Here is a 17,157-nt window from a genome sequence, read left to right on the forward strand (position 1 = left end):
GATAAACCACCCTGAATTTCCATGGAATGCACATGCCTGAACTGATTGACTTACACCCTGAGAACCTGGGCCATGCGAACTGGCAGCAGGTGGACCAAAAATCAATGCCAGTGCTGTCTGTGAAGCAAATTCGAGCATTGGAGCAGGCGGCTTTCGCGCAAATCGATTCTTTTTTGCTGATGCAGGCCGCAGGCGTGCGCTCTGCCTTGAAAATTGTGGATCAAATTGTGCACAGCGAGACACATTCAGCGCGCTGCCTGGTACTGGCGGGCCCCGGTAACAACGGCGGTGATGCCTGTATTGTTGCCGGGGAGCTAAAACGCAAAGGCCTGCAGGTGGATCTGTATCAGCTTACCGAAGGCAAAACAGGTTCCAAAGACCGCATGCAGGCAGTACTTTGGGCGCTGGCCCACGGTGTTCAACCCATTGAGCTTGAGCCCAACATGCCATTGCCTGAAATCACCACTGGCACGGTGATCGTCGATGGACTGTTGGGAATTGCCTGTGATCGGTCTCCCGAGGGCCTGATCAAACAAATGATTGAACATGTGAATTCCCACCACTGCAAAGCGCGGGTCTATGCACTGGACTGCCCTAGCGGGTTGAACTGCGACACTGGCCACGCGCCTGGCGCAGTCATTCACGCACATACAACCTTCAGCTTTCTCGCTTGTAAACAAGGCCTGTTAAGCCAGCAAGGCAAAGGCTTGTGCGGTGAACTGTGGATCGATGAACTGAATTGCAACACCTTGCTCAACACGCTTGTGCAAACAGCCGGCTTGGGTTCGGTCATACATGCTGTTTCGCGGCTTGAGCAACTGCAACGCCTGCCCTTGCGCAATCATGAACACCACAAAGGCAGCTTCGGCAGCATTGCCATTCTGGGCGGCCAACAAGGCATGGTGGGCGCCTGTGTATTAAGCGCCAGAACAGCCCTGATGCTGGGTTGCGGTCGGGTGGCCCTAACCTTGCTTCATGAGGCCGACATGCACCTGCCCGACGTTCAACGCCAAGGTCAATCGCCCTTTCTCGACTTGATGTTCCCGGAGATCATGAACAAGGGAATCGAAGACAGTCTGGAATTCGCCGACACCGCAGTGATCGGGCCGGGCTTGGGACAAAGTCAGGAAGCCTTGAACATGCTTTTTACCTTACTTGAGCACGACAAAGGTTTGAATATGGTGTGGGACGCAGACGCACTGAACATTCTGGCAGCCAACTCGACACTGCGCGCGCGTTTTGAACACTACCGGCGCAAGCATCCGGGCAAAGCCATGGTTTTCACACCTCATCCTCTGGAGGCGGCGCGTCTGTTACAAAGCACCACCGAAATGATTCAGGCAGCACGCACTCAGGCAGCGCAGTCGCTGGCCAGCCAGTTCAATTGCACAGTGGTACTGAAGGGGGCCGGCAGCCTGATTTGCAATTCAAAACGCATGGAAATCAATACCACCGGTGGCCCTGCACTTGCAACGGCAGGCAGTGGCGACGTACTCGCCGGCGCTGTGGCCGCCATGCTGGGGCAAGGGCTTGATGAGTTCAGGGCGGCTTCGTTTGCGGTTTACCTGCACGGCCTGGCCATTGAGCCACTGGGCCGCGAGCGGGAGGGCTTAGGCATTTCACATGCCAGCGAAATTGCCCAGCGCATGAAAACGCATTTAAACCATCTCTTGAGCCAAGGCGCCCGCCGCAATAGTTAATTGCCGTGAGCAACGAGCAGCCAGTTTGTCGTCATGGGTTACCAAGATCAGGGTGGTGCCCTGCTCTTTTTGCAGATCAAACATCAAATCGATAATTCGCTGCCCAGTTGCAAAATCAAGGCTGCCAGTAGGCTCGTCGGCAAACACAATTGTAGGTTTACGCACAAAAGCGCGGGCCAATGCCACACGTTGTTGTTCACCACCCGAGAGGGTTTTGGGTGTGTGGTTTAAGCGATCACCCAAGCCCACACGCTCCAGCATTTCCTTGCAAGCCTTTTCGCGATTGGGCATGGGCGTAAGCTCTGTGGCCAGCATGACATTTTCAAGCGCACTCAAGTGATCAAGCAGTTGAAATGACTGAAATACAAAGCCCACATGTTCAGCACGCAAGCCTGCTCGCTTGTCTTCGTTAAGTTGAGTTAAGTCTTGCCCCAAAAAGCGAACTGCACCGCTAGAGGGAATGTCCAACCCTGCAAGCATGCCCAACAAAGTGGATTTGCCGGAACCTGAAGCACCCACGATGGCAACCGCTTCACCTTGATTTATAGTGAACGAAATGTTTTCAAGGATAGACAAACTGCTTTGTCCGTCTTGAACCAATTGATTTAAACCTTCGACTTCGAGGATTGCACGACTCATGTTTGCCTTTACTGCTAAAAAAATTAAAAACGCCTTGGTATTTGGCCTGATCGCGTTTGGCTTGTCGACCAGTGTATCCAGCTTTGCTTCGAATAAAGGCCAGGAATGCAAAATTCTGGTGATGGGCGACAGCTTGTCCGCCGCATACGGCCTGCCCAAAGAACAAGGCTGGGTCGCATTGATGGAGAGTCGTTTGACTGAAAAGTTCCCCTATTGCAACGTTGTGAACGCCTCGGTGTCGGGTGAAACCACGGCAGGGGGCAAAACGCGTTTACCCGCGCTGCTGAAACAACACAACCCCACTCACATGATTCTTGAATTGGGAGCCAACGATGGATTGCGCGGTTTGTCACTGGACACCATGAAAGACAACCTCACCAATATGTTGGTCGCAGCACGGCGCAATCAAACACAGGCTGTATTGATCGGCATGCAAATTCCGTCAAATTACGGACCTGCTTATGCACGACGCTTTGGTGATACTTTTGGGGAAGTGGCCCGCAAGCAAAAAGTGCCTTTGGTGCCATTCATGCTGGAAGGGTTTGCACTGGATCCCACGGCCTTTCAAGCCGATGGCATTCATCCCAATGCCGGTGCACAACCTAAAATTCTTGACAATATCTGGCCGACTTTTTCAGCCACATTGAAATAGTTTTTTGATCTTCGGCGCAGAACCTTCAATTGCGCCGGAGATCAACTACCGAGATCGGTCGTTAAAACGTTTTCTTGATCTCGACATCAACACGTTTTTTCATTGCATCGCGAGCAGCCAACAACAGGGCCTCTTGATACACTTGGCCCGCGATATTTTCGTAGTATTGAACCACTTGCGGATCGGCCTTCGCCTTCACCTCAGTAGACGGCGCACTGCTTTGAACCCAGGCCACCGCATAACCATTGTTGCCCAAACCCACTACTTTCGCTTTCGGCAAATCGGACACGCCCGTGTTCAACACAGACTGAGCCACCAAACCGGGCAATCCCTCGGCACTCAATGCGGATACGGTTCTTGGGTCTGCAAAACCATCCAGCAACTCAGCGCCCGCCTGTGGCTTTTCACTATCCAGTTTAGCCGCCAAGGCATCCGCGTCTTTCAAAGCCGCCTTGGCCGCCTCTTCCTGCTTCAGGCGCGCCTGAATGACAGGCTTCATCTCGTCCAGTGGGCGAGCGGTTGCAGGCACGTAATTCACAATGCGGGCAGACACCATGGCCTCACCCACCTGCACAGCTTTGGTGTTGTTCTTGTTTTCAATGGAGTCAGCCGAAAAGACTTCAGCCATGAGCTTGGCATCTTTCAATACCTCAGGCGCGTTCGCAGCACCTTGAGTCAAACCATTGAATGATTGCGCCTGCACACCCAAGGCCTTAATCACATTCTCAAATGATTGCCCGCCTTCGTACACCAGTTCGGTGAAGCGGCCTTGCGCATCCGCATATTGGGCAGTCATTTTCTGGCTCTTGATTTCGTCTGCAATCTGGCCTTTCACTTCGTCAAGGCTTTGCACTTCACCGCCACGTACATCTGTAACTTCAATGATGTGATAACCAAACTGACTTTTCACCAGGCCACTCAACTCGCCTTTTTTCTGGGCGAATACAGCCTGCTCAAACTCGGGAACCATCGCCCCTTTACCAAAAAACCCAAGGTCGCCACCCTGATTTGCTGAACCTGGGTCGATTGAATATTGCTTGGCAAGTTCTGCAAACTTCGAGGGGTTGGCTTTCAATTCAGCCAAGACTTTTTCAGCAGCCGCTTTCAACTCGTCGGCTGAAGCACCCTCTTTCTCTGCGTCCAGCAAAATATGGCGTGCACGACGTTCTTCTGGTGTCGAGAAGCGAGCCTTGTTTTGCTCATAGTAAGCTGCGATATCCGCATCGCTGACTTCAATTTTGGATTTGATGGTATCGGGCGACAGCACCACATACTCAACATCGGCTTTTTGTGGAGCCATGAACTGCGCTTTGTTGGCCTCATAAAATGCTGCCACTTGCTCATCGGTAATGCTCACGTTCGCCAGGTAAGGAGCCAAATCAATATTCTTGACTCGTACCACACGGCCTGCCAACTGAACGTCATCCAGTTGCGTTTTCAATGTCTCGGGAAAAAATGATGCGCGCAACACCGGATCAAGCACCTGGTTTCGGGCCAAACCAAAACGTACATTGGCTTCATGTTGCGTGGGTGTTAAACCGCGCGCTGCCAATTCACGCTTGTAGGTCTCCAGATCAAATTTTCCATTGACCTGAAACAAAGGGGTGCGGGCAACGTCTTCGGCCAGCGCCTTGTCGGACGCAGTCAAATACTGTTTTTGTACAGACTGCTGAAGCAGGTATTGAAGCACCAATGTATCGAGCAACTGTCGATTGATTTCAGGTGACTCAAACACCTTGGGGTCAAAGTTGTCGCCAGACTGTGCACGCGCTTCTTCGATTCGCTCACGCTTTACTTGATCAAACTCTTCCTGGCTGATTGGGTAATCGCCCACAATCGCCAACGCATTCGCTTCTGCGCTGACAGTGTTGTATCCCTCAAGACCAAACAAGGCAAATGCGGGTGCAATAAACAGCAGCAGCACAAACTGCATGATCTTCTGATTGTTTCGGATGAATTCAAACATGTTTTTAGGTGGCGTTAGTGTTGAACAACAAGCGGATACTATACCTGAAGGTATACACCACAAAACCGTGTGGAACGCGGCTGGGGTTGGAAATGAATAAGCCCGGAAATGAAAAAAGGGAATCCGAAGATTCCCTTTTTTGTTTGGCGGAGTGGACGGGGCTCGAACCCGCGACCCCCGGCGTGACAGGCCGGTATTCTAACCAACTGAACTACCACTCCAAAGTTGGTTGCTGTTTCGCAATGTTGGTGGGTGCTGAGAGGCTCGAACTCCCGACCTAAGCCTTGTAAGGGCTCCGCTCTACCAACTGAGCTAAGCACCCGACGCTCACTGTTTTGCTAGTGTTTGTCATGCTGCGAATCAGCCAAGACCGCAATTATATACAAATTAACTCGGCCTGCAATACCTTTTGTCAAAAAAATTTTAAATTTAGTTCACTGCGTCTTTCAGGGCTTTGCCAGGACGGAACTTTGGCACTTTGGCTGCCTTGATTTTGATTGTTGCGCCAGTGCGTGGGTTACGGCCGCTACGTGCAGCACGCTTGCCAACTGCAAAGGTTCCAAAACCAACCAAAGTTACTGAACCACCTTTTTTCAAAGTAGTTTTAACAGCAGCAATCATTGCATCCAGTGCGCGACCAGCAGCCGCTTTGGAAATTTCTGCTGACTCAGCAATTTGATCGATCAGTTCGGTTTTATTCATGTAAAAAGCCCCCTCATGGTGACAAATAAAAAGTGCCCAAAATCAGGCACCACGTTGCTTCCAGTTCTTAATTTAGACATGCCTGAAACCAAGCTGTCAACACATTTTGCGGGCGGATAACCCTTATTTTTCAAGCCAGCTAAGGCTTTCCGCGATGCACAAAAAAAAACCTCCACATTTTCATGCGGAGGTCCATTTAAAATGTCGATTGATATCAGTGCTTTACACTTGGGTTTGCAGCAGCCTCATCAGCTTTGCCTGCAATCACCTCGGCTGGCTCGGAGACTGGCTCTGGAAGCGATTCAAGGGCATGTTGCAGCACTTGATCGATCCATTTCACCGGAATAATCTCCAAACTGTTCTTCACATTGGCTGGAATTTCCGCCAAATCCTTCACATTTTCTTCAGGAATAAGCACAGTTTTTATGCCACCACGGTGTGCAGCCAGCAACTTTTCTTTCAATCCACCAATGCCCAACACCTCACCACGAAGTGTAATTTCACCCGTCATGGCGACATCAGAACGCACCGGCATGTTCGTCAATGTGGACACCAATGCGGTGGTCATTGCGATACCTGCAGAGGGTCCGTCTTTCGGTGTAGCACCTTCAGGCACGTGCACGTGAATGTCACGTTTCTCGAAAGCGTCGTTGCGAATACCCAAGCGATTTGCGCGTGCTCGCACCACTGAACGGGCAGCCTCAACTGACTCTTTCATCACATCGCCCAAAGAACCCGTGCGAATAACATTGCCCTTGCCCGGCATGGACACCGTTTCAATGGTCAACAATTCACCACCCACTTCTGTCCAGGCCAAACCAGTCACCTGCCCCACCTGGTTTTCTTTTTCGGCCATGCCGAAGTTAAATCGACGAACACCGAGGAATTTGTCGAGATTCTTTGGCGTCACCTGCACTTTCTTTTCGTTCTTGCCCAGCACCATTTGACGCACAACCTTGCGGCAAATCTTGGACATTTCACGTTCAAGGCCACGCACACCCGCTTCACGGGTGTAGTAGCGAATGACATCCCGAATCGAAGCTTCGGAAACACTCAGCTCTTCGTCTTTCACGCCATTGTTCTTCAACTGCTTGGGCAGCAAATACTTTTGCGTAATATTCACTTTCTCGTCTTCGGTGTAACCGCTCAAGCGAATCACTTCCATACGATCAAGCAGCGCATGCGGAATATTCAGTGAGTTCGCAGTGGCCACAAACATCACGTCGCTCAAGTCGTATTCCACTTCAACGTAATGGTCCACAAATGTGCTGTTCTGCTCAGGATCAAGCACCTCGAGCAAGGCAGAGGCAGGGTCGCCACGGAAGTCTTGACCCATCTTGTCAATTTCGTCGAGCAAAAACAGCGGGTTGCGAACACCCACTTTCGTGATGCTGTTCAGCACCTTGCCGGGCATAGAACCAATGTAGGTTTTGCGGTGACCACGAATTTCAGCTTCGTCGCGCACACCACCCAAAGCCATGCGAACAAACTTGCGGTTTGTTGCCTTGGCCACAGATTGCCCAAGCGATGTTTTACCAACCCCGGGAGGACCCACCAAACAAAGAATAGGCGCCTTCAGTTTGTCGACGCGCTGTTGCACCGCGAGGTATTCAACAATGCGTTCCTTGACCTTCTCAAGACCATAATGGTCCTCATCCAGCACTTTCTCTGCATTGGCCAAATCATTGTTGATTTTGGTTTTCTTCTTCCAAGGCAAACCCACCAGCACGTCGATGTAATTGCGAATCACCGTGGCTTCGGCCGACATGGGTGACATCAACTTCAGCTTCTTCAACTCAGCCTCGGCTTTCTTCAAGGCTTCTTTGGGCATGCGTGCAAGTTTGATTCGCTTTTCCAGCTCTTCCATGTCCGCGCCGTCTTCGCCCTCGCCCAGTTCTTTCTGGATGGCTTTCACTTGCTCGTTCAGGTAGTACTCGCGCTGGCTTTTTTCCATCTGGCGCTTCACACGACCGCGAATGCGCTTTTCCACCTGAAGAATGTCAATCTCGGTTTCGAGTTGTGACAGCAAGGCTTCCAGACGTTGGGCAATACTGAAGGTTTCCAGAATGGACTGCTTCTGCTCAAGCTTCAAAGGCAGATGCGAAACAATGGTGTCCGCCAAGCGGCCAATGTCTTCGATGCTGGCCAGCGATGTCAGAATTTCCGGTGGAATCTTTTTGTTCAATTTCACGTAGGAATCGAACTGTGCCATAACGGCACGCTTCATGGCCTCGGTCTCGGGGCTTTGCGAAGGATCGGGCAACAAGGGCAAGGCCGTGGCTGCAAAGTGAGTGCCTTCGTCCGTTACCTTGGTCAAGCGGGCACGCTGCACGCCTTCAACAAGTACCTTCACTGTGCCGTCGGGCAGCTTCAGCATTTGAAGAACATTGGCCACACAGCCAATGTTGTAAATGTCTTTGTCGCTGGGTTCGTCCTTGGTGGCAGATTTTTGCGCCACCAGTAGAATACTTTTGCCTGTTTCCATCGCGATTTCGAGTGCCTTGATGGATTTTGGACGGCCCACAAACAGAGGAATCACCATGTGTGGAAATACGACCACATCCCGCAAAGGAAGCAATGACAATTCGATGGGTTGTTCCGGAAGCACGTTAGTTGCTGACATATGAATCACCTATTAAATGCATAACCCTACAGTGGGGTTAAAACGCGCTTATTCAAGCTTTATTTCACGACAAATAAACAATACCACTGAAAAGAAAAAGCCCAACTGTTGAGCTGGGCTTTTTTAATCATTTTGCAATCTGTTTTGATCTGGTTTGCTGCATCAGGATTTGTCTTTGCTGCTGGCTACTTTGGGTTGGTCTTCGTAGATCAACAAAGGCTGGCCAACACCATTGATTGTGTTTTCATCAATCACCACTTTCTTGACATTGGTATCACCAGGGAGGTCGTACATGATACCCAGCAAAGCCTGCTCAAGAATGGTTCTCAAACCGCGCGCGCCGGTCTTGCGCTGAATCGCTTTTTTGGCGATTGCACTCAAGGCCGATGGACGAACTTCAAGTTCCGCTCCGTCCATTTCAAGCAACTTCTCGAATTGCTTGACCATGGCATTCTTGGGTTTTGTCAAAATCTCGATCAGTGCTGGCTCATCGAGCTCTTCGAGCGTTGCAATCACCGGCAAACGGCCCACCAACTCGGGGATGATACCGAATTTGATCAAGTCTTCTGGCTCGACTTCTGCCAGCAGGGTACCAACGTTACCCTCTTCCTTGCTTTTCACGGTGGCACCAAAGCCAATGCCGGAGCGCTCGGAACGATTGCGAATCACCTTGTCCAGACCCTCAAACGCGCCGCCCACAATGAAAAGCACGTTGGTTGTGTCAATTTGAACAAAGTCTTGATTGGGGTGTTTGCGACCGCCCTGTGGAGGAACGGATGCCACGGTGCCTTCGATCAACTTCAACAAGGCCTGTTGAACGCCCTCGCCCGACACGTCGCGCGTGATGGACGGGTTGTCGGACTTGCGGGAAATTTTGTCGATTTCGTCGATGTAGACAATGCCGCGCTGCGCTTTCTCAACTTCATAGTTGCAGCTTTGCAGCAGCTTCTGAATGATGTTTTCGACGTCTTCACCCACGTAACCCGCTTCGGTCAGCGTGGTTGCATCGGCGATCACAAATGGCACATTCAACAAACGGGCCAGGGTTTGCGCCAGCAATGTTTTGCCAGAGCCCGTGGGGCCGACCAGCAAAATATTACTTTTCGTCAACTCAATGTCGTCTTTCTTGCTCATGTGGCGCAAGCGCTTGTAGTGGTTGTATACCGCTACAGCCAACACGCGCTTGGCTTTGTCTTGACCGATTACATATTGATCAAGAATTGAACGAATTTCCTGGGGAGTGGGCAGTTTGTCGCCACCACCTGTGGCAGTGGCTTCGGCTGCTTCGTCGCGAATAATGTCGTTGCACAACTCAATGCATTCATCACAGATGAACACAGAGGGCCCTGCGATCAATTTCTTCACCTCATGCTGGCTTTTGCCGCAGAAGGAGCAATACAGCAGCTTTTCGCTGGAGCCTTTCTTTTCTGACATCTTTTATCCTCTGGAAAGCCCCCCGTGGGGGCAATCAAGAAATCCAGGTTTAATGTTACTGCAGTTACTTCTTGTCGGCCGGTGACACACGGTGCTTCAACACGTCGTCAATCAAGCCGTACTCTTTTGCAGAGTCTGCACCCATAAAGTTATCACGATCTGTGTCTCGTGCAATCTCTTCAATTGACTTACCTGTGTTCTCAGCCAGTATTCCGTTCAATTTTTCACGCAAATACAAGATTTCCTTGGCGTGAATTTCAATGTCGGATGCCTGCCCCTGAACACCACCCAAAGGCTGGTGAATCATGATGCGGCTGTTGGGCAAGGAAAAACGCTTGCCTTTGGTGCCAGAGGACAACAGGAAGGCACCCATGCTGGCAGCCAAGCCTGTGCACAATGTAGACACATCGGGCTTGATGAACTGCATGGTGTCATAAATGGCCATACCCGCAGACACAGATCCACCAGGGCTGTTGATGTACAAGGCGATGTCTTTGTCCGGGTTTTCGCTCTCGAGGAACAGCATTTGGGCCACGATTACGTTGGCCATTTGGTCGTTGATTGGACCAACCAGGAAAATGACACGCTCCTTGAGCAAGCGCGAATAAATGTCATAGGCCCGCTCGCCCCGACCACTTTGCTCAATCACCATGGGCACATACATATTGCCTTGGGTTTCAAGCGCACCAGAATTGTTCATGTTGTTAGTCATAGAGCGAGGGTTCCACATCATTTATTTATTTCCCATCAGTTCGTCAAAGGACAATTTCTTTTCAACCACTTTGGATTTGTTCAAAGCGAATTCAACCACATTGTCTTCCAGAATAACCGCTTCTACATCCGCCAAACGGGCGCGGTCTTGAAAATACCACTGCATCACTTCAGCGGGGTTTTCATAACTTTGAGCCTGCTCTTCAATGAAGGCACGCACTTGCTCGGGTTTGGCTTGCAAGCTGTTGTCTTTCACCAAGTCTGAAACGATCAGACCCAAGCGAACGCGACGCTCGGCTTGTGCAGCAAAAATGTCTTCCGGCAACTGGATTTCTTCAACATTCTGCATGCCGCGGGCTTTCAGGTCCTGGCGGGCGCGAGAGGCCAGTTCAGTTGTTTCAGATTGAATCAGGGCCTTGGGCACGTCGAATTCAGTCACTTTCAACAAGGCGTTCATCACCGCTTCTTTGGTTTGTGCCTTGGTGCGATTGCTGACTTCGCGGCTCAAATTAACCCGAACATCGTCACGAAGCTTTTCCAGTGAACCGTCGGCAATGCCCATGGCCTTGGCGAACTCTTCGTTCAGTTCGGGCAACTGTGGACCTTCAACTTTCTTGATTGTGATTGTGAACTGGGCAGTTTTGCCAGCGACATCTTTACCGTGGTAATCCTCGGGGAATGCCAGATCAAAAGTTTTCTCTTCGCCTTTTTTCAAGCCTTTTGCTGCGGCTTCGAATTCAGGCAGCATTTGGCCCTTGCCAATGACAAACGAGAAGTCTTCGGCGGTACCACCATCAAAGGGTACGTCGTCAATTTTGCCAACGAAATCCAGAGTTACTTTGTCTTCTTCTGCTGAGCCACGATCGGCCTCGGCAAAGTTTGCGCGCTGCTTGCGCAAAATTTCAATGGTTTTGTCCACTTCAGAGTCAGAAACCTCAACCACTGTTTTCTCGATTTCAAGCGTGGCAAAGTCGCCAAACTTCACTTCAGGGAACACCTCGAAAATCGCATTGAATTCGAATGCGTCATCAGCAGCGTCCTTGGCGGCTTCAATACGGGGCTGACCAGCCACTCGCAGATCCTGCTTTTGAACTTCTTCGCTGAATGTGCGGCCGATTTCGTCGCTCAACACTTCGGAATGTACTTGAGGGCCGTAGTTCTGTACCACCATTTTCATGGGCACTTTACCTGGGCGAAAACCGGGCATGCGAGCTGTGCGAGCCACCTTTTTCAGGCGCTTTTCAACTTCAGCATTGATTTTTTCAACCGACAGCTTCAAGGAAATGGTTTTCTCGAGTGAGCTGGCAGTGGTGGTTGTTTCAGTCATTTGGAACTCTTGAACTAGTTGCCCTGGCGAGGTTGGCCAAGGGGATGGTTAATGGGCGTAAAGGCTCTACAATTGCCGATATCTTACACAAGTATGAAGCTGCTTTGGCGGGGGCTTGGTAAAACTGGACCGCCCCAGAAGCGATATACCCGGGGCACAAGAGGGGTGGTGCGGATGAAAGGACTCGAACCTTCACGTATTGCTACGCCAGAACCTAAATCTGGTGCGTCTACCAATTTCGCCACATCCGCATGTAGGCGCGCATTATAGCCCGATTTTAACTTTTAAGCCCTTACAATGTCATTTATTGACTGCATTACCCCCATTTAGAAGGTGATATGGCTGTATCTCTTGAAAATCCGCTTGCTTACTGCCGCGAGAAAGTGAGTGGAGAAACTGCCTCCCTGCACTATGCAACGCTGTTTCAAACCGATGAATTCAAAGCGTTTTGGCTGGGCTGCTTTACGCTGAACCACGAATTACGCCAGGCTTGCCTGAAACAGCTTGAGGCTGGCCTGACACAGGTCAAACTGGGCTGGTGGCAAAACGCCTTGGCCAACGCGGTAGAAAACAGCAACCCCCACCCTGTTATCACGGCCATTTCAAAACCAGTGATTGCAAAAATACCCCCTGAGCATTGGGGAGAATTGATCAACAGCGTGGCCAGTGGTTGCGAGCCCAAGCGCTACAACAGTTTGGCGGATTGGCACAACGATGTTCTGCAAGAGACCAAACCGTGGGGCAAGGTGATTCAAGCCCGTTTTACAGATTCCGACACAGATTGCACTGAATTGCTGGAATTCTGGACCACCGCCACCCAGCTGTGTCAGCTTCTTCGGCTGGCCAAGTACCTGGACCAAGGGTTTCAACCACTGCCAGTTGATGTGCTGGCCCAGCATGGCGTAACTGCCGAACAACTTAAACGCAGGGAGCACAGTGAGGCCACCAGGTCTTTGTTTCAGCAAGTGGGCGAACATTTGCTTGAGAAAGCCAACGGTGCCTGGAAAACCATGCCGGCAGACCAACGCCTGTTTGCCAGGCCACTGCGGGCGTTGTTCAGAATGCGCGTTGCAGAACTGAAGGTGCATGAGGCGGCAGGCAACAAAATGTTAACCGAACAAAAAATCATCACCCCTTTCAAGAAATTCAGCACCGCGTGGACCACACAAGTGCTGAGGTGGTGAGGAATTTACTCAGGTCACAACCTTGGCTTGCGTATCCGATACGCTGCGGCATAAAGCGCCGGCAAGAAAAACAGAGTTAACAAGGTGGCAACGATTAGGCCCCCCATGATGGCCACGGCCATGGGCCCCCAAAACTGGGAACGCATCAACGGGATCATGGCTAGCACGGCGGCGGCTGCTGTCAATAAAATTGGACGCGAACGCCGAATGGTTGAACCGATGATGGCCTCGAACGGATCAACGCCTGCTGCCCTGTCTTGTTCGATTTGGTCTACCAAGATCACCGAATTTCGAATAATCATGCCAAACAGGGCAATGACACCCAGTTGTGCCACAAATCCAAACGGGCGTGCGGTAATGATCAAAGCCAAAGCCGCACCAATAATACCCAGTGGGCCAGTGAAATAGACCAGCAAGGTTCTGCCGAAGCTCTTGAGCTGCAGCATCAGCAAGGTAAGTACGATAAACAGCATCAATGGCACGCTGGCCATGATCGACTGCTGGGCTTTGCCAGAATCGGCAGCCAGACCATCCAGCTTCACACCCACCCCAAGTGGCAGCTCTGCACGCAAGGGGTCAAGGGCTTTGTTCATGGCCAAAGCCACCGTGGTGCCTTGAATACCCGACACCACATCTGCCTTCACGGTGATTGCGAATTCCCCACCCTCACGCCAGATAACGCCCGGCTCAAAACTCATATCGACCTTGCCCACCTGTGACAAGGGTACGTACGAGCCACTTGCCGTGGGCACGTTGGCATTCATGAGCTCAGCCAGGGTGTCGCGCTCGCTCTCGGGGTTACGAAACACAATGTCGATCAGGCGGTTGTTTTCACGGTACTGCCCTATGGTGGCGCCCGACAAAATAACATGCGAGGACTCGGCAATGCTTTGGCTGCTGACTCCCAAGGCCCGTGCACGGGCCTGGTCCACTTCCACTTTCATGACCTTGATGTTTTCATTCCAGTTGTCATGCGTGCCGCGGGTGTATTCACTCGATGCCACGGCCTCTTTCACCTTGTCGGCCACCACACGCACCACGCGCGGATCAGGGCCCTGCACCACAAACTGAACGGGATAGGTCACGGGTGGCCCATTGGGCAACAAGGTAATTCGCGGACGAATATCGGGAAAACTACTTTCCAGGTGCTCTTTGAGTTTGCCTCGAAGTACCTCACGGTCTTCGAAAGTTTTGGGAATCACGATCAGTTCGGCCAGGTTACTTTGCACAAACTTTTGATCAAGCGACAGGTAAAAGCGCGGTGCCCCGTCGCCAACAAAACTCGCATAACCTTGCACTTCAGGTTGATTGGCCAACCACTGCTCCAGGCGAATGGCCTGTTTTTCTGTTTCTTCAAATGCGGTTCCCTCGGGCAACCACAAATTCACCATGATCTCCAGGCGGTTGGAATCAGGGAAAAACTGCTGTTCAATGAATTTGAAAGAATACCCGCCCCCGATAAACGCAAGCACGGTGACTGCAATCGTGATCCAGCGGTGATTCACGCACACCTCAATCCACTGGCGGAATCGCTGGTAAAACGGGGTGTCAAATACCTCGGCATGCCCCTCACCGTCCTTGGGCTTCTTCAGCAACCAATAACCAATGTAGGGCACAAAAATAACTGCCACAAACCACGACAACACCAGCGCAATCGCAGTCACCGCAAAAATTGAGTAGGTGTATTCACCGGCTGCAGATTGAGCCAAAGCAATGGGCAGAAAACCCGCTGCGGTAATCAGCGTGCCCGTGAGCATAGGAATGGCGGTGGAGTCATAAGCAAATATGGCTGCATCGAAGCGTGAATAGCCCTCTTCCAGTTTGCGAACCATCATTTCAACTGCGATGATTGCATCGTCGACTAACAAACCCAAGGCAATAATCAGCGCGCCCAAGGAAATTTTGTGCAGGTTGATATTGAAAAAGGACATGGCCAGGAAAGTCAGCGCCAGTACCAACGGAATGGTCAACCCAACCACAAGGCCAGGTCGCGTATCAATGCGAAACGGTTTGCTGTGCAGACCAAGGCTCAAAAAGCTGACAGCCAGAACAATCACAATTGCTTCAATCAACACCTTCACAAACTCGCTGACCGAGGTGCTCACTGACTTGGGTTGATCCGCAACGCGTTGTAGTTCAATACCGATTGGAAGTTCAGCGAGAATTCGTCGTTCCACCTTTTCTAACTCTTGGCCAAGGCGAATGATGTCACCACCATTGACCATGGAGATACCGAGCCCGATCACCTCTTTGCCATTGAAGCGCATTTTGGAAACAGGTGGATCTTGATAGCCACGATGCACATGGGCAATGTCTTTGAGCAACAGTGTATTTTTGCCCGCCCGAATCGGGGTGTTGGCAATGTCTTCGATCGATTCAAACTGCCCCTGAACACGTGACCACACTTTTTGGTTTTCCAGGCTTAAAACACCCTGAGAGGTCACAGCATTCTGGCTGTTGATTTGATTGAAGATGTCTTGCGCAGAAACCCCCAATTGCGCAATTTTGTAATGCGATATGTCGATGAAGACCTTCTCTGGCTGAACACCAAACAACTGAACCTTGGCGACATCGGGGACCTTCAGCATTTCCTGTCGCACTTGTATTACAAAATCTTTCAACTCCGCATACTTGAACCCATCCGCAGAGAAAGCAAGCAGCACGCCGAAAGTGTCACCAAACTCGTCGTTGAAGAATGGCCCTGCCACACCGCGCGGCAGAGTTCCTGCCATGTCGCTGACCCGCTTTCTCGTGGTGTACCAAATGTCAGCCACTTGCTTGGGGGGTGCGCTGTCATCAAGCTGAAGAAAAATCACAGTTTCACCCGGCTTGGAATATGACCGGATTTTGTACGCGTAGGGAATTTCCTGAATCACCTTTTCGATGGGATCGGCAACCTGTTGCCCCATTTGCATGGCTGTGGCACCTGGCCAGTAGGCTCGCACCACCATGCCACGAAAAACAAAGGGCGGATCTTCTTCCTGACCCAAAGAAAAGAACGCGGCCACACCTGCAAAGACAAACACAGCCAGGAGGTAGCGAACCAAAGGCTGGTTTTCAAGCGCCCAACGCGAAAGGTTGATTTTTCTCATTTGGAAAGATCGCTGGTTTCGACGAAGCGGCGAACCTTTTGGCCTTCGTTCAGAACATGCGTACCCGCAGTGACAATCAAGTCGCCGTTGTTTAACCCTTCTTTCACCAGAAAGTCGCTTTCAGACACAGCGTAAGGCTGGACGACTCTTTTGTTGACCACACCTTGCTGTTCGTCGAATACCCACACAAAGGCACCTGTGTGTTCTGCCACCAAGGCCGAAATCGGTAACTTGAAAGCATTGGATTTGCTCTCTGTAGTGAACTCCACGGTGGCACTCATTCCAAAGCGCGAGAGTTTTAATGGGTCATCGACGTCCAGTAACACAGCAAAAGTGCGTGTGACCGGATCGGCCACCGGTGAAACTTCCCGGACTTTTGCATTTAAGGCTTGTTTGCCAGACCACAGCAAAACACGTGCTTCCTGCCCCGGTTTAAGATCGCTAACCCTGCTTTCGGGTACCGCCATGCTGACCTGCACTTCGTTTTCATCAGCCCATTGCACCACAGCCTGTCCGGGCGCCATTACCTGCCCCACTTCGGCGTACACACTGGAAATCACACCACTGCCTGGAGCGCGCAAGTCGCCATATTGGCGTTGATTGGCCTGCGTGCTCAATTGAGCGCGTGCCTGGCTTAGACGGCTACTGGCGGCATCCAGTGCCAACTGGCGGCGATCCACTTCGGCCTGGCTGACAAAGTTTTGTTGTTTCAGGGTTTTCGCACGCTCCAGGTCAGTTTTCAACTGAGCCTGTTCAGTCGCCGCAGCATCAAACTGCGCTTGCGCAGCCTGCAAGGCAAGGCTTAAGTCTTGGGGGTCAATCTTGGCAAGCACCTGGCCTTTCTTTACTTTGTCCCCCACATCGACAAGGCGTGCGGTCAATTTACCACCCACCTGAAAACTCAGCCGTGCTTGAATACGAGGCTCAATTTGACCAGGAAAACTTTCTTCAAAGGTACTTCCGGCCGCTTGAAGTGCCAGGACGCGCACAGGCCGAATCACTTCGGAAGTGTCTATTTCAGGACGGGAACAGGCGGCAAGCAGCAGCGAGCCAACGGCGGCCCATACAACAGGCGAGAACAAACGGCTTTGGGACATGGATCGCTCAACAGAGTGAATTTATTGTTA

At 51.3% G+C, this 17,157-nt stretch carries 12 protein-coding genes and 3 tRNA genes; 3 read left to right on the forward strand and 12 right to left on the reverse strand.

Features of this window, described 5'->3' with window-relative positions:
- Window positions 1-32: 32 nt before the first annotated feature.
- The gene (locus FRIGORI9N_RS04210; RefSeq protein WP_159568620.1) at window positions 33-1,700 is read left to right on the forward strand and encodes an NAD(P)H-hydrate dehydratase; all 1,668 of its coding nucleotides are present in this window, start codon (window positions 33-35) and stop codon (window positions 1,698-1,700) included.
- Here the strand turns inward: FRIGORI9N_RS04210 and FRIGORI9N_RS04215 are convergent.
- Window positions 1,659-2,339, reverse strand: a complete 681-nt coding sequence (locus FRIGORI9N_RS04215) for an ABC transporter ATP-binding protein (protein WP_159568621.1) — start codon at window positions 2,337-2,339, stop codon at window positions 1,659-1,661. The genes FRIGORI9N_RS04210 and FRIGORI9N_RS04215 overlap by 42 nt on opposite strands.
- Between FRIGORI9N_RS04215 and FRIGORI9N_RS04220 the strand changes: the two genes are divergently transcribed.
- Window positions 2,338-2,991, forward strand: a complete 654-nt coding sequence (locus FRIGORI9N_RS04220; RefSeq protein ID WP_159568622.1) for an arylesterase — start codon at window positions 2,338-2,340, stop codon at window positions 2,989-2,991. The genes FRIGORI9N_RS04215 and FRIGORI9N_RS04220 overlap by 2 nt on opposite strands.
- Before the next feature lie 61 nt (window positions 2,992-3,052).
- On the opposite strand, the gene FRIGORI9N_RS04225 is transcribed toward FRIGORI9N_RS04220, so the two are convergent.
- The 9 genes from FRIGORI9N_RS04225 to FRIGORI9N_RS04265 all read right to left on the reverse strand — a co-directional run bounded on the left by FRIGORI9N_RS04225 (window position 3,053) and on the right by FRIGORI9N_RS04265 (window position 12,005).
- The gene (locus FRIGORI9N_RS04225; RefSeq protein WP_159568623.1) at window positions 3,053-4,957 is read right to left on the reverse strand and encodes a SurA N-terminal domain-containing protein; all 1,905 of its coding nucleotides are present in this window, start codon (window positions 4,955-4,957) and stop codon (window positions 3,053-3,055) included.
- A 144-nt stretch (window positions 4,958-5,101) separates the two neighbouring features.
- Window positions 5,102-5,178: transfer RNA gene (locus FRIGORI9N_RS04230), tRNA-Asp, on the reverse strand.
- 25 nt (window positions 5,179-5,203) lie between these two features.
- Window positions 5,204-5,279: transfer RNA gene (locus tag FRIGORI9N_RS04235), tRNA-Val, on the reverse strand.
- Between the two features lie 107 nt (window positions 5,280-5,386).
- On the reverse strand, window positions 5,387-5,659 hold the full coding sequence (locus FRIGORI9N_RS04240; protein WP_105029303.1) for an HU family DNA-binding protein: 273 nt from the start codon (window positions 5,657-5,659) through the stop codon (window positions 5,387-5,389).
- A gap of 214 nt (window positions 5,660-5,873) precedes the next feature.
- Window positions 5,874-8,282 (reverse strand): endopeptidase La, encoded by a 2,409-nt coding sequence (gene lon, locus FRIGORI9N_RS04245; protein ID WP_159568624.1) that lies wholly within the window; start codon window positions 8,280-8,282, stop codon window positions 5,874-5,876.
- Between the two features lie 162 nt (window positions 8,283-8,444).
- Window positions 8,445-9,716 (reverse strand): ATP-dependent Clp protease ATP-binding subunit ClpX, encoded by a 1,272-nt coding sequence (gene clpX / locus FRIGORI9N_RS04250; RefSeq protein ID WP_159568625.1) that lies wholly within the window; start codon window positions 9,714-9,716, stop codon window positions 8,445-8,447.
- 64 nt (window positions 9,717-9,780) lie between these two features.
- A complete protein-coding gene (gene clpP, locus FRIGORI9N_RS04255; protein WP_159568626.1) occupies window positions 9,781-10,428 on the reverse strand; it encodes an ATP-dependent Clp endopeptidase proteolytic subunit ClpP in 648 nt (215 codons plus the stop codon).
- Between the two features lie 21 nt (window positions 10,429-10,449).
- Window positions 10,450-11,754 carry a trigger factor gene (gene tig / locus FRIGORI9N_RS04260; RefSeq protein ID WP_159568627.1) on the reverse strand — a complete coding sequence of 435 codons (1,305 nt, stop codon included), beginning with the start codon at window positions 11,752-11,754 and terminating at the stop codon, window positions 10,450-10,452.
- A gap of 166 nt (window positions 11,755-11,920) precedes the next feature.
- Window positions 11,921-12,005: transfer RNA gene (locus FRIGORI9N_RS04265), tRNA-Leu, on the reverse strand.
- An 87-nt stretch (window positions 12,006-12,092) separates the two neighbouring features.
- On the opposite strand from FRIGORI9N_RS04265, the gene FRIGORI9N_RS04270 reads away from it, so the two are divergent.
- Window positions 12,093-12,938, forward strand: a complete 846-nt coding sequence (locus FRIGORI9N_RS04270) for a squalene/phytoene synthase family protein (protein WP_159568628.1) — start codon at window positions 12,093-12,095, stop codon at window positions 12,936-12,938.
- Between the two features lie 14 nt (window positions 12,939-12,952).
- Here the strand turns inward: FRIGORI9N_RS04270 and FRIGORI9N_RS04275 are convergent, their stop codons facing one another.
- Entirely contained in the window at window positions 12,953-16,030 is a 3,078-nt protein-coding gene (locus tag FRIGORI9N_RS04275) for an efflux RND transporter permease subunit (RefSeq protein ID WP_159568629.1), read from the reverse strand.
- Window positions 16,027-17,127 (reverse strand): efflux RND transporter periplasmic adaptor subunit, encoded by a 1,101-nt coding sequence (locus tag FRIGORI9N_RS04280; RefSeq protein WP_159568630.1) that lies wholly within the window; start codon window positions 17,125-17,127, stop codon window positions 16,027-16,029. The genes FRIGORI9N_RS04275 and FRIGORI9N_RS04280 overlap by 4 nt, the downstream gene beginning before the upstream one ends.
- Window positions 17,128-17,157: the final 30 nt, after the last annotated feature.

This window comes from Limnobacter sp. 130 (genome assembly GCF_902506325.1).
Classification (GTDB): Bacteria; Pseudomonadota; Gammaproteobacteria; order Burkholderiales; family Burkholderiaceae_B; genus Limnobacter.

Coding starts and splice junctions, on each gene's coding strand:
- tig (WP_159568627.1), bottom strand. CDS start 11,754: ATGACTGAAACAACCACCACTGCCAGCTCACTCGAGAAAACCATTTCC.
- lon (WP_159568624.1), bottom strand. CDS start 8,282: ATGTCAGCAACTAACGTGCTTCCGGAACAACCCATCGAATTGTCATTG.
- FRIGORI9N_RS04275 (WP_159568629.1), bottom strand. CDS start 16,030: ATGAGAAAAATCAACCTTTCGCGTTGGGCGCTTGAAAACCAGCCTTTG.
- clpX (WP_159568625.1), bottom strand. CDS start 9,716: ATGTCAGAAAAGAAAGGCTCCAGCGAAAAGCTGCTGTATTGCTCCTTC.
- FRIGORI9N_RS04225 (WP_159568623.1), bottom strand. CDS start 4,957: ATGTTTGAATTCATCCGAAACAATCAGAAGATCATGCAGTTTGTGCTG.
- FRIGORI9N_RS04210 (WP_159568620.1), top strand. CDS start 33: ATGCCTGAACTGATTGACTTACACCCTGAGAACCTGGGCCATGCGAAC.
- FRIGORI9N_RS04270 (WP_159568628.1), top strand. CDS start 12,093: ATGGCTGTATCTCTTGAAAATCCGCTTGCTTACTGCCGCGAGAAAGTG.
- FRIGORI9N_RS04280 (WP_159568630.1), bottom strand. CDS start 17,127: ATGTCCCAAAGCCGTTTGTTCTCGCCTGTTGTATGGGCCGCCGTTGGC.
- clpP (WP_159568626.1), bottom strand. CDS start 10,428: ATGACTAACAACATGAACAATTCTGGTGCGCTTGAAACCCAAGGCAAT.
- FRIGORI9N_RS04215 (WP_159568621.1), bottom strand. CDS start 2,339: ATGAGTCGTGCAATCCTCGAAGTCGAAGGTTTAAATCAATTGGTTCAA.
- FRIGORI9N_RS04220 (WP_159568622.1), top strand. CDS start 2,338: ATGTTTGCCTTTACTGCTAAAAAAATTAAAAACGCCTTGGTATTTGGC.
- FRIGORI9N_RS04240 (WP_105029303.1), bottom strand. CDS start 5,659: ATGAATAAAACCGAACTGATCGATCAAATTGCTGAGTCAGCAGAAATT.